Annotated in this window: 6 protein-coding genes; 4 read left to right on the top strand and 2 right to left on the bottom strand. The window is 60.6% G+C overall.

Features of this window, described 5'->3' with window-relative positions; translation table 11 throughout:
* The coding region (locus HMPREF3086_RS04180; protein WP_070720297.1) for a phosphotransferase family protein at positions 1–875 on the top strand (875 nt) is incomplete at its 5' end.
* A 554-nt stretch (positions 876–1,429) separates the two neighbouring features.
* On the opposite strand, the gene HMPREF3086_RS04175 is transcribed toward HMPREF3086_RS04180, so the two are convergent.
* Entirely contained in the window at positions 1,430–1,615 is a 186-nt protein-coding gene (locus tag HMPREF3086_RS04175; RefSeq protein WP_061914077.1) for a hypothetical protein, read from the bottom strand.
* Positions 1,616–1,846: 231 nt separating this feature from the next.
* Between HMPREF3086_RS04175 and HMPREF3086_RS04170 the strand changes: the two genes are divergently transcribed.
* On the top strand, positions 1,847–2,947 hold the full coding sequence (locus HMPREF3086_RS04170) for an Rv3169 family protein (protein ID WP_070720293.1): 1,101 nt from the start codon (positions 1,847–1,849) through the stop codon (positions 2,945–2,947).
* 1,317 nt (positions 2,948–4,264) lie between these two features.
* Here the strand turns inward: HMPREF3086_RS04170 and HMPREF3086_RS19870 are convergent.
* The gene (locus HMPREF3086_RS19870; protein ID WP_371441650.1) at positions 4,265–4,435 is read right to left on the bottom strand and encodes a hypothetical protein; all 171 of its coding nucleotides are present in this window, start codon (positions 4,433–4,435) and stop codon (positions 4,265–4,267) included.
* Positions 4,436–6,307: 1,872 nt separating this feature from the next.
* On the opposite strand from HMPREF3086_RS19870, the gene HMPREF3086_RS04165 reads away from it, so the two are divergent.
* Together HMPREF3086_RS04165 and HMPREF3086_RS19865 are read left to right on the top strand one after the other, a co-directional pair.
* Positions 6,308–11,737 (top strand): DEAD/DEAH box helicase, encoded by a 5,430-nt coding sequence (locus HMPREF3086_RS04165; RefSeq protein WP_070720294.1) that lies wholly within the window; start codon positions 6,308–6,310, stop codon positions 11,735–11,737.
* Positions 11,734–12,702: a PD-(D/E)XK nuclease family protein gene (locus tag HMPREF3086_RS19865; protein WP_371441649.1), complete on the top strand. Its 969-nt coding sequence runs from the start codon at positions 11,734–11,736 to the stop codon at positions 12,700–12,702. The genes HMPREF3086_RS04165 and HMPREF3086_RS19865 overlap by 4 nt, the downstream gene beginning before the upstream one ends.
* Positions 12,703–13,016 lie beyond the last annotated feature (314 nt).

Here is a 13,016-nt window from a genome sequence, read left to right as displayed (position 1 = left end):
GTGACACTAAAACTTGTGGAAGTCAGGTCTATGACCTGCAAAAGCAGTTCGACGTGATGCGGGCGGTCGGCGAGGCCACCGATCTGCCGGTGCCGCGAGTGCGCTGGCTGGAGCAGGATCCGGCCGTGCTCGGAGCGCCGTTCCTGGTGATGGACCGCGCCTCCGGTCAGGCGCCGGTCGACAATCCCCCGTACGTCTTCGACGGCTGGCTACTCGAGATGACCCCCGAGCAGCGGGCCGAGCTCCAGCGCGCGTCCGTGGCGGTCCTCGCAGAGATCCACCGCATCCCCGCGCCCGCCGACCTCCTGCCGGCGCTGGTCCCGGCGCCCGGCGTGAGCGCCCTGCGCGCCCACGTCGACGAGCAGCGCGCCTACTACGAGTGGACGACCCGCGAGGACGGGCTGCGGGTCCCTCTCATCGAGCGCGCCTTCGACTGGATCGATGAGCATTGGCCCGCCGAGACCGGTCCCGACGTGCTGAGCTGGGGCGACGCCCGCATCGGCAACATCCTCTACGAGGGCACCACCCCGACCGCCGTCTTGGACTGGGAGATGACGGCCATCGCGCCGGCCGAGGTGGACCTGGGCTGGTTCCTGTACTTCCACGACCTGTTCCAGGACCTCGCGGAGACCTTCGGCTTCCCCGGGATCCCGGAAGTGTTCGACCACTCCGAGGTCGTGGAGCAGTACGAGCAGCTGACCGGCTCCACCGTCCGGGACCTGCCGTTCTATTACGTCTACGCCGGGCTGCGGCAGGCCATCATCCTGTCGCGGATCACTCGTCGTCGTATCCACTTCGGTGAGCAGGAGGCCCCCGCCCACCCGGACGAGTACGTCCTCCACCACCCCATGCTCGCCCGCCTGATCGCCGGCTGACCGCACTCAGAAGGCGTTTCGCGGTGACTGCTGAAGTCCGTCTTCCGGAAGCTCAACTTTCGCTCCCAGCTCTCGAAGGACTTCTGCTGCCACCTCTGGCCGCTCGCGTATGACCGAGCGGGCTTGATAGTCCCTCCATTCAGCTCGCCCTTGGTCAATCTGTTCTCTCCAGTCACCACTTCCTTCAACGCCGCATTCGGCGATCAGGAACTCCAAGAAGTCCTCGACGCAAGGCCGGAAGCGCTCTCCGCCGGTCGGGATGTGGAGAGACTCGACAGCAGCCGGAGTCTTGTGACCCGTCTTGGCAAGGAACAGCGTTAGTGGCCCACTCTGCGCGTGTATGTGAATGTGAGAAGACGGTACGTGCACCGGCTCGCGCAGATACTCCATCCGCAAGATCGGTCGCTTGCGCATATCAACTCAACGGCTCTTCAGATCGGGCGCCGGCCAACGTCGATTCGATGCGGCTACTGCACTTCACCGCGAAGTCGCTTACATCGCGTTGAAGGTCTGCGTCGCGCTTTTCGTCTTCACCGAAATCGCTTCCGGAGTCGTCAGTCATCCCATAAGAGGAAACGAATCGTCTTGACTTCGTCCCAGACTTCCCGCTCTTCGTCGGTCAAGAGGTACTGTTCGGCGAGCTTGGCCAGCTCCTCGTAGCTGTGGCCGACCCGTGCGAGCGCGAGCCGCTCCTTCTCGCGAAGCTCCGGCTCAGTTGGGTTTTCGAACACAATGGTCATGGCTTACCTCCCCCTCCTCTCCTACGTGCCCTCAGTATGCATCGCCGGTACGACAGGAGTCGGGTTGCGGCCGTACTGCTCCCAGGTGGCTGCCGGGATGTCGCCCCTGTTAGCGCGACGACGGCGGACTCACTTCCCGCGCACCCATGCCGGGACTACGTACGAAGCGGTGACATTCAACGGCTCTCTGCGCCAGAGTGGAATCACCTTCCTGACCCGACAGGCCTGCCGATGAAGCCGACGCCGCTCGATGAGTTCCCCGTCCACCAGACGCCGCTGCCCATGGCTCAGGTGGGCACGAGCGACCGGAACTTCTACGACCGCTACTACTTCAACGCGCACGACTGCACCGGTGACGTGTTCCTCGTGACGGGGTTCGGTGTGTATCCCAATCTCGCGGTCGTGGACGCGTTCGTCACGGTCCGCCACGGCGACACCCAGCGGTCGGTGCGATTCTCCGACGCCCTCGACTCCCGGTCGCTCGCGCCCGCAGTGGGAGGATTCCGGATCGAGGTGATCGAGCCGCTGCGCACCCTGCGGCTGGTGTGCGAGCACCCGGACCTGTCGGTGGACATGACGTGGGAGGGGTCGTTCGACGCGGTGCTCGAGGACCGGCACGTGCTGCTCGAGGGCACCCGCGCGATGCTCGATGCGAGCCGGTTCGCGCAGGTGGGCAGCTGGTCGGGCACGCTCTCGGTCGACGGGCGCGACTTCGCCGTGGATCCCGATGTGTGGCTGGGGACGCGGGACCGCTCGTGGGGCATCCGGCCGAGCGGTGAGTCGGATCCCGCCGGCCGGTGGGCGGCCGAGCCGCGCGAGGGTTTCTGGTGGACCTACGTTCCGCTGCGCTTCGACGACTACGCGATGGTCGTGATCCTGCAGGAGAGCCCCGACGGCCACCGGACGCTCAACCACGCGAGTCGGGTGTTCGCCGACGGGCGGATCGAGCAACTGGGCTGGCCGCGGATGGAGGTCGACTACCGCAGCGGCACACGTCACCCCGACTGCGCGCGACTGCACCTCACCACGCCCGGCGGCGAGCCGCTGCTACTGGAGGTCGAGACCCTCGGCGGCGTCCCTCTGAGCATGGGCTCGGGCTACGTCGGCGACCCGGCGTGGTCGCACGGCTGCTGGATAGGCCGCGAGTGGAGCGAGTCGGTCAGCTACGACATGACTTCTCCCGATGTGGTCGCGATGTTGCCCTTCAACACCGTCGATCACGTGGCCCGCGCGACCTGCAACGGCGACGTGGGCTGGGGCCTGTTCGAACATGCGAACCTGGGCCGCCACGACCCGTCAGGGTTCACCGACTGGGGCGATGTGGCGCGGTAGAGCCTGCAGCCACTCGTCTACCGCGCGGATGCCACCTCAGCACAGGACCCACCCGCCGACCACGGTGTGACCAGCATGAGGCCGGGCAGCAGTTCCTGGCCTCGTGCGGATGCCCCACTCACCAGCGTTCTCGACACAAGACCCAGACACCTGAAAAGCCGCCGACACTTACCGCCTCAACCAATCGAATTGTCCCGCATCAAGAGTGACCAAGTCGAAGCGACAGCGTCACACCAGCAAGCTAGAGAGGATGACCAAAGCGTTACAAGCGCACAAGTTGTAGCCGCTAAGATGACCACGTGCGAGACACCATCACATTCAGCCCGCGCCATTACGGCCCCCTCCGCAAAGTGGCCTCCAAGAAGTGACTACCGGGTACGACAAGTGGCAAAGTCGGCTCGCCGACGAGTTCCTAAAGCCCCACGATGGGCCAACTGTGTTTTTCGTGGACGATAGCGTCTTGGCCAATCTCGCCCCGGAAGCGAGCCAGGCGTCGCACGACCTCGCCCTCTCCGTGACCGCGCGGCTTCACACCGCAGGCGGCAAATCGATGTTTGCCCCTATCACTGCCGAGTACAAACGATGGGAGCAAGGAACACGCTCGCAGGCGCCGCCAGTCCTACCTGTCATTTCCATCTCAGTACTCGCGGCAACACGAATGCGATCGGGCGCGAACACACGATCCACGAATTACTACCTCCGGCTTGCGGAGATACTCTCACCCGAAGGAGACTCTCGCGAAATAGAAAAAACGAGACGTTCGCTTCGTGAGAGCGGCGCCTTTCTCGACGTCGTAGATATGTGGCGCGGGCTTCACCACTGGATCGAAAGCCAAGGCGGCGCCATAGGGTTCTCTACGATTCGGGAACACCCACGACTTCAACGGATAGGCTATCCGCTATCTCAAGCACTAATTAGGCAGTCCGACCGCGTTAAGCTCACTCGGTTCTTCCATGACTTCGACTTTCCTGTCGGGAATCCCCCAGGCCCTGAGGCACTCCTCGGCGCCCTACATATTTGGACCACGGCAGAACGCAACCGACTGAGCGAAGCGTTCATGAACGGGCTCGATGACCCTGACCTCCGGGCACTTCTCACACACGTAGTCGAGGCCCACGCACAGGCTTGGGACGGGCAGGTTCTAACAGCAGAAGGTCACCCCCGAATCGCCATCCGGATTGGTCTAGACCTTGAGACCTGGGCCACCAACTTACTTTTTCCTGTCCCCCCAGGCGGACCCGCGCAGCTTACCCTCACCATCCCGGACCAGACCGAGCCTCTCGAGCTCACTGCGCTGGATGGGTACAACTACTACGCCTACGAGGACACGTCACTTAGGGTGCCGCACGCGGCAGTAAACGGGTTGAAACTCGTAGGCGCGACATTCACCGCAGAGTACGCACCGTCGCCAGTCATCTTCTTTCGACCAGACCCCCAGACCGGCACCTGGTCATCGGCCGATGGGATCGCTCCGTTCGAAGAACACATCGTCGCCGTGCATTCAGGGGAGAAAGACCGCTTCGAGGAATTTCTCAACGAGGCGGCGAACATCGGTTGGCGCCGAGTCCGCCAACGCAAGGCTGCCTTGATAGAAAATTACGCCCTGTACCAAGACGTGCGATTCGACGACGGAGACAAGCTGGCGAAAGCACTGGCTCGGATGCCCTCCCTGCGGCGAGTCGGCGTGGCGCCGGTCATCGCTCCCCGCGCACGACTGACCCGCGGGCTCCCTCTTGCTTCTAACCTTTCTACCAATCACTACATGAGAGGTGGAGAACCGGACCTTCTCCTGCCCTCAGGCACGCAGCCACACCGCGTAACCGTCACATTCGATGGCGTCGGCCAAGTTCTCTGCGCCAATGGCTTCCCGCTCGAACTGAGGCGCTTCGCCAGCCGATCAGGTCTCCACCGAATCACCGTTGACGGACAGGAACTCAGCTTTACAACTCTCGAGGAAGACCCAAATCCCGAACCTCCGGTTGGCATGGGTCGGCTCGGCTGGACGGACAAGCTACAAATTTGCGAAGACAGAGAGCAAATTGCACTAGTAGGCGCACGCGCCAGAGAGGGCAGAGCGGAGGCAACTGTACTCGGCCGACGCGGGCGAGACGAGTCTTACATCCTTCATGAGGACGGGGCAGCCCAGAAAATAGCCGAGCCCCAGGTCCCGAAGTTTATCCAAACTCTGACTACTAAGATACATTCCCCGTACTTCGAACTCGAAGTTTCAGAGAGCGCCCGGTACCTCGCACAACGCCGCGGCCAAAGATGGAGGTTGATCGAGATAGGAGGCGATGAACCGGGTGAATACGAGTCTGCGTTCGACGTGCCAGGGGCATGGAAACGAGCGTGCGCGAGCGAGAACGGTTATAGACTCTGGCGGTATCAACTACAAATAGCGACCGGAGACTAAGTGATCGGCGATCTTCTACTATCCTGGATGAGCGAGGTCGGCACAGGGTCGATCTCTGACTTCCGCGCCAAGGCATCATGGCTCGCCAGGTCCGAGGATCTAGATATCCATGAGAACGCGCCCGCATGGTTTTTGAACGATCTCGCATCCCTAGGGCACTGCGAGGTTGACTGGAGGAGAAACGTTTGGTCGGTTACTCCACCCGTAATCACTAACCTGCCACTTGCAGACGGTCTTGCCATATTGGTGGGATCGCGTCGGCCCCGCCTCATCCGAGCGATCGACAGCTCCGACGTCTACGTCGAGCGAGCCAACAGGTCTTACTCAGCAAAGGGCATACCTGCCCCGGAAACCCTGCTAGTGCCATACGAGCACATCTGGGATCTGAAAGACGCCGCGCGCGCCCTGGGGGCGTCCTATGTGAGCTGCGCGGGGCGGGAAATCGCGAGGATGCTGCAAGCATCAGCACCACCAGCTTCGGCAGCACCTCCCGCGCGGGACTCGTTACTTGAGAAACTTACCAAGACCAAACCACAGCACTGGAGCCGCGTACCCGCCCGGGAACCGAACAAACCAGACGGGTTGTATCGAGAACATCACAGCGGTCGTTGGCACTACACGATGCGTCGGGACGGCGCATGGTATCGGAGCAACTTCCTGGACGGCGTCTACGAGGAACTCGCACGCAGGAATGAGCACGTTTTCCGTTGGAAGCCAGATTCAAGCACTCGACCGTCAATCGGCACTGTATCGATATATCGGCACGCTCCGCTCCCAATCCTCCAAGCGCGTGCGCTCTCGCTCTGCAGTGGCTTTGCTGCACGTTACGATGGCGAGACAGAATCGTCCGTCTATGACAACGTTCCACGCGACGTCGCTAGTCTGGTCGCCAGTTCGCTGAAACAGAAGTTCCAAGTCTTACGATAGAAAGCAGTTTGGAGCCTACTATGGGAAATCTCGACGCAATCCAAACATTCGAACATCTTCGGGACGCTTACTTTCGCTATTATGATACCCCTTTTGGCCTCGCCGACGAACGGCTGCAGGCTGAGCGTCGGGCATTGCTCGATCGGGACGGCGGGGTCTATAGAAAGCCCCTTCTGGAGCTACGACCGGAGTATGCGGGCTCGGAACGATCACTGGTCGAGTCAGTCGCCGCAAGCAACGCTGACCCTGACCTAGCCACCTTCGCAGAATTAGGACTACTACAAGGAGTCCCCAGTCTCTATAAGCACCAAGAAGAGGCGCTGGCGGCAGGCGTCGCACGAGGGCGCAACATGGTCATCACTGCCGGGACCGGATCAGGTAAGACTGAGTCCTTTCTTCTGCCTGTCCTGTCTTCGCTACTAAGTGAATCACGCACCTGGCACGGGAACGGTGCTGCACCAAACGCATGGTGGACCAGTGATCGGGCTCCGTTTAAGGCGCAGCGCAGTGGCGAAGCTGGGCGAGAGGCCGCGGTGCGCGCGCTGATTCTCTACCCGATGAACGCGCTCGTCGATGACCAGCTCATCCGTCTGCGCCGTGCATTAGACAACGAGAGTGTTCGAGACTGGCTCGACAAGAATCGCCGTGGCCACCGGTTCTACTTCGGCCGCTACACCGGCGCAACGCCTGTAACCGGCTCTAGAACTAACACGCTGGCCCTCGGAGAGTTACGCAGGTATTTGAGAGAGACTGAGAACCGAGGCGTCCGGGCACGCGAAGTCGCCGCGCTGAAAAAAGACGACGACCTAAGATTTTTCGTTCCCAGACTCGACGGCGCCGAGCTTCCCTCGCGATGGGATATGCTCGACTATCCGCCCGATATACTCATCACTAACTACTCGATGCTGAACGTGATGCTCCTGCGGGAACGGGACGGGCATTTCTTCGACTCCACTCGCCGTTGGCTGGAAAATCCCGCAAACGTCTTCACACTGGTGGTCGACGAGCTCCACACGTACCGTGGGACATCGGGGACCGAAGTGGCTTACCTACTGCGTGTTCTCAAGCGTCGCCTCGGACTAGACACTCGCCCCGAACAGTTCCGGGTGCTCTCAGCCTCCGCTTCATTGGAACCCGAACGCGATGGAGACTATCTCCACCAGTTCTTTGACGCGTCCCCCGGTTCGTTCTCGTTCGTCTCCGGGACGACAGTTGCTCCTACTCGCCCAGACTCCCCGCTATCGATTGATCCCAGCTCACTGTGCGAGGTCGACCCCACGAAAGCCGCATCGGCAGCCCGGGATGGAGGCGTCGTCCAGGAACTCCGAAGCGTCCTTTACGGAAACGGTGATGGCAAGGCAAAGACCCTTTCCGACATCGCGACCGAGATATTCCCTCGAGCAAGCAAACCGATTGCCGAGGCCGCCGTTTCCAACATCTTGGCTGGCCTCTCGCGTAACCCGAAGCCCTCCGATCCAAAGCTCCGAGCACACATGTTCTTCCGCAACGTCGTTGGGATGTGGGCTTGCTCGGATCCCGCTTGCAGTGAGGTCATCGACCCCCAGCAGGATCGGACCGTCGGCAGACTCTACTCCGAGCCGGCGACACGGTGTGACTGCGGCGCCCGAGTACTCGAGCTGCTCTACTGCCAGAACTGCGGAGACGTTTTCCTTGGCGGATTCGCTCCGGAAGGCGAGCTCCAGAAGGCCTCCGTAAAGACCATGCTGTTGGCAGACATTCCTGAGCTCGCAAAACTCCCTGACCAAGTGGGTTTGCAGCGGACCGCGGATAACTATCTGGTTTACTGGCCGCGGCCATCGGTCTCTCTCGCTAATCTGGATTCTGCCACTTGGGAACGCGATAAGGGTGCTGTCGCATACGCGTTTCGCAAGAGCCGCCTCGATCCTATCGCGGGCGAGCTGCGAAACACCGTGCCCGGATTCACCGGTTGGAGCTTCCACGCTCGTATTGCTCGGAGCAACAAGAACGGAGAATACCGGCGGTCGCCTGAATCAGTCAGCCCGTTCCCCACACAATGTCCAAACTGTGGTGACGACTGGGAGATCCGGTTCGGGCGCAATGGCCGATTGCCCGCCACTGACCCTGCGACTCAACGCTCCCCCATACGGCAAATGCGCACCGGCTTCGAGAAGATTAACCAAGTCCTTACCACCGAGCTCGCCAACGACCTGGACGAGGCCGAGCGCAAAATAATTGTATTCACTGACAGCCGTCAGGATGCGGCCAAGTTGTCGGCAGGTCTTGGCCTACGACACTATCAGGACCTGATCCGTCAGCTGCTTTTCCGACGTCTTACCAAAATCGGCGATTCGGCAAGCGACTTGATGCTCGCTGAAGCACACCTCCGGGACGCACAACAAAGCAGCGAATCCGTTGCCGCTATCAGGCGTCTGCGTGCCCGGAATCAAGCTGTCTTCTCGGAGTTGATGCTCGTGTGGTCCGGAGCGTCCGACGCCGACGCCTCGACGGTCGAGATTCTGAAACAGAAACTATCTTCTCCGCCGTCAATTAAAGAGCTTGCCGTCGATGTCTCTCACGACCTGTTAACCATGGGAATAAACCCGGGAGGGCCGCACGCCGGGCTTCGGAGGACTTTCGAAAAACCGTCAGTGCCTTGGGCGGAGCTCTACGACTGGGATACAACTCCCCCGACGCCGAGGAGTGGTCTCTCCGACCCGCAAAAATCGCTCCTCCACGAGATCAACGCCTCTCTAGAGAGCGAAATACTGGAGGGTCTTTTTTCCGGTGGAGGCAGAGACTTCGAGTCTCTCGGTTTAGGTTGGTTGGGACTAGTCACGGACCGCGCCCCGGCCGATGCTTCTACTGGGACCTCGATGGGTCAGACCCGGGCCGCGCTACGCATCCTCGCTGATCAGCGTCGTTTCACCGGCATGAGAACGAGCCGCGACGACCCGCCGCCACGCCTGCGGAAGTACTGGGAGGCCGTCTCAGAAGCAACGTCAACAGATGCCGACGCATTGAGGGACCAGCTATTTCAAGTTGCCGGAGATGCAGTCACCGGATATCTCATCGACCCAGCCAAGGTCGCCATTCGGGTGGGCAACGGCCGAGCGTGGGTCTGCGCTAAGTGCAAGCGCCAGCATCTAACGATCGGTAGCGGGCGCTGTACGAAGTGCGCGACTCCTCTTTCAGTAGACTCAACTCCGGTTGATTTGTCGAGCGACTACTACTCCTGGAAGGCGGCCAGAAATAGTGGCAGCTTCCGGCTAAACACCGCGGAACTAACTGGGCAGACCGACCGCATCGACGCACAATCGCGACAGTCACGGTTCCAGGACGTGTTTCTTGGATCCGGCGAGAACGTACTCACTGACGCGGTCGACCTACTATCAGTCACAACCACGATGGAGGCCGGCGTTGATATTGGGGCACTGTCGGCCGTGGTCCTGGGTAACATGCCCCCAACTCGATTCAACTATCAGCAACGCGTTGGGCGAGCGGGGCGCCGTAAGTCCGCAGTTGCAATCGCCCTGACAGTCTGCCGTGGGCGAAGCCACGACGAATATTACTTCGAACGCCCCGATCGGATTACAAACGAGCCCACACCCCGGCCATATCTCGCACTGAACAGACCTGAGATTTTCGACCGGTCTTTGCGCTCAGAAATCTTGCGGTTAGCATCTGCGGATTATCTGTCCAAGTCGGACGACGACATAGCTGCAACTCACAATGTGCACGGAGCCTTCGGGAGAACGGCGGACTGGGCGACGGTTCTCCGACCTAAGCTGACTGAATGGCTACGACACAATGACGATGTAGTCCGAAAGACGGCGATCTCGCTTGCCGGCAACACGGCATTCGATAGATCGGCTGAAACGCACGCTTCAAGAATCGCGAGCTCCTTGATCGCGGAGATTGATATCGCCGTCGAGCAAGAGAAACACGAGGACCTCAGCCAACTCCTAGCCGAGCGTGGCCTGTTGCCGATGTTCGGATTCCCCACTTCAGTGCGGTACCTTTATCTTAACCGGCCTGTCGCTTCATACCCCTGGCCGCCGAAGGGGGTCGTCGATCGGGAGCTAAGCATGGCCGTAAGTCAGTTCTCGCCGATGAGTGAGATCGTCCGGGACGGTACCGTATACCCGGTGGTTGGAATTACCGCGTTCAGTCCAAAAGGTAAAAGACCGCAGCCTCTTTCAGACCCTCTAGGGCCCGAATCGTCGCTGCAGGTCTGCCGGACCTGTTCCTACCTTGGAGAAGCGCACGCCGAAGAGTCGATAGCGACGTGCCCCAGGTGCGGAGCGGGCCCTTCCTCCTTCAATTCGATCCCATTGCGGGAGCCTTTGGGTTTCCGCAGCGGGAAAGGGACTGACTTCGACGGGAACTTTTCTTGGAGCCCCCGTGCGATGGCAGCCCGGGCGATGACGGAAATCAACAAGCTAGCATTGCAAGCTCCGAATGAAGCGCTTGTTTATTCGGGGCCAGGCTCGCGCTACATCATTAACGACAACGCCGGGCAACTATTCCCCCTGCGACGCGCCGCCCCAGGTGGACCCGAATGGGGCGGATATGTTTCGACTCGCGCAATCGACGCAAACCTTGTCGACGAGCGATTCGCCACCGGAGATCCGTTCAAGGTAGCTCTAGGCGCGATACAGCACACTGATTTCCTTTTCGTTGGCGCCTCCTCACCAACGAAGGCTCTCAAAGGGCTACGCCTAAACCTTTCCTTCGATGCCCGGCAGCCGTATGGGGCTGCCGAAGTCACAGAAAGTCGCCGCGCGGCTTGGTACTCCCTGGCGTTTCTCCTTCGCACAGTCGCGGCAACTGCTTTGGACATTCAGCCACTCGAGCTCGCCGCCGGCATCTACGCGGGCATAACGAGAGGAGAACCGGCTACCTTCGCTTTCTTAGCAGACACCTTGGAAAATGGCGCAGGGTTCAGCACACATCTTGGCTCAGAGGAATTCTTACCCACGTTCTTCAGCGCGATCCAGTCTTACCTAGAGGACCTAGAAGCACCATCCCATGCGGACGCGTGCGATTCCTCTTGTTACCGGTGCCTGCGCGACTACGGAAACATGGCTTATCACGCACTCCTCGACTGGCGGCTAGCACGAGACCTCTTTGAACTTCTAGAGGGGCAGCCGCTGCGCATCCATGAGCAGCGCGACCGGAGCGCTATAGAACGCTGGTCACGCGCATATGGTGCTATTCCGACCGAAAGTCACTTCGCTTCGACGAGGTTTGAATCGCCCCAAGACGGCAACTTTGTTGTGATTGCTAAGCACGTTTTTGAGGCCGCTGAGGAATCGCTTCTTTCACCCCGGCTCGCGGAGGCCATGGCCGAGATTGAGGCGACCGAGAGAGAGCTCGACGGGATCGTATTTGTCGACTCCTTCACTCTCGACCGAGATCCGAGGCGGGTACTCAAACTAATCGCCGACTCGACTCGCGAAGACTCGTGAAGTCGGAACTGGGTGAGCCCGGATGGTTGTCCGCGACCTCGGCGTGGAGACTAATTCGATGCCCGGCCTCCGTGTCTTCCACGAGCACACCCCTCAAGCCTCAGGCGCTCTCGTCCATTAATGCAGGGTCCTTGGCCCACCTTGCCTTGCAGGAGTGGATACGCCTTGGCGGACCGGCGTCTTCTGATCCGGGCGCCGATTTTCGCAGGCGGTACGAAGGTGCGGCTGCAGCCCACGGCATCAGCCCTTCGAATATACCCCGCGGTGTGGCGACGGGCGCCAGGCTAGCGCGACGAGCCGCAGAGCTGGCAGCGCTGCTTCCGCCCGGGCAAAACACTGCCGCTAGCGAGCAGTTGTTGCTTGATAAGTCGTGCCGCCTGTTCGGAATAGTAGATATTGTTTCTGGCGAACCAGCGAGGCTACTGGTCGACCTGAAAACCGGCCGGAGCGACTTTAGGGCTAGCGGTTTTATCCGCTTCCAGCTCTTGTTTTACTCGCACCTTTACGAGGTCAATTTTGGCGCTTACCCCCTTCGTACGGTCGCTTTCGATCTAGAACACGGCGTCACCGAGTTTCACTTTTCGAAGACAGAAGTTTCTAGACTTCTTAGTCGCATTCATTCTGCGCGGCTGTCAGATCCTTCAAAAGCGCGGCCTGCCGCCTCAACATGCCGCCATTGCCCCCGACGTTTACGCTGCGGCGCCCACTGGAACGATGTAGCAACATGGGAGCGGCCGGATGCCCTCGAGGGTCGAGTTCGCGTTATCGAACGCTCCACTGCTGCTACGATCTCAATCAGCGTGGACGGTAAGTGGCTCACCGGTATACCGGCACATGCAGTAAAGGACGACCTAAATATCGGCTCTTTCCTCCGCGCAGTAAGAGTTAGGCGCCTTAGCTACAGAGAGCCGGAGGAATGGGCGTACACCGCCCATTCCCTAATCGCGTTATCTCCCGGTTACTAGGTCAGCAGCCCCTACCGCGGCGATCGTATGGAAGGGCTCCTTAGTCGAGCGCCCCAGTGAATTGGCCTGTGGTGACTGGACGAAATGGATCGGCGGTTGAGGCGGCTAACACGAGCAAGTTGCTCGGGAAAGAGTTTGGTGAAGTCCGAGCCCCGTGCCGCCCCTCCCGGCAGGCGCCCGCCCCGGACCTTGCCCCTAGGCGACAACCGCGAAGATTCGGGGCACACCGAGTCGATCTTCGGTTCTACTGCGGCACCGCAGGGCGGGTCACCGCGGGGTATACCGGCGCTTCCGGATTTAGAGTGCGTTGATCT

Origin of the sequence: Dietzia sp. HMSC21D01 (genome assembly GCF_001815995.1) — a bacterium.
Taxonomy (GTDB): Bacteria; Actinomycetota; Actinomycetes; order Mycobacteriales; family Mycobacteriaceae; genus Dietzia; species Dietzia cinnamea.
The sequence above is the reverse complement of the archived record's forward strand: the minus strand, read 5'-3'. Positions and strand labels throughout refer to the sequence as shown.

Coding starts and splice junctions, on each gene's coding strand:
- HMPREF3086_RS04175 (WP_061914077.1), bottom strand. CDS start 1,615: ATGACCATTGTGTTCGAAAACCCAACTGAGCCGGAGCTTCGCGAGAAG.
- HMPREF3086_RS04170 (WP_070720293.1), top strand. CDS start 1,847: ATGAAGCCGACGCCGCTCGATGAGTTCCCCGTCCACCAGACGCCGCTG.
- HMPREF3086_RS19870 (WP_371441650.1), bottom strand. CDS start 4,435: ATGTGTTCTTCGAACGGAGCGATCCCATCGGCCGATGACCAGGTGCCG.
- HMPREF3086_RS04165 (WP_070720294.1), top strand. CDS start 6,308: ATGGGAAATCTCGACGCAATCCAAACATTCGAACATCTTCGGGACGCT.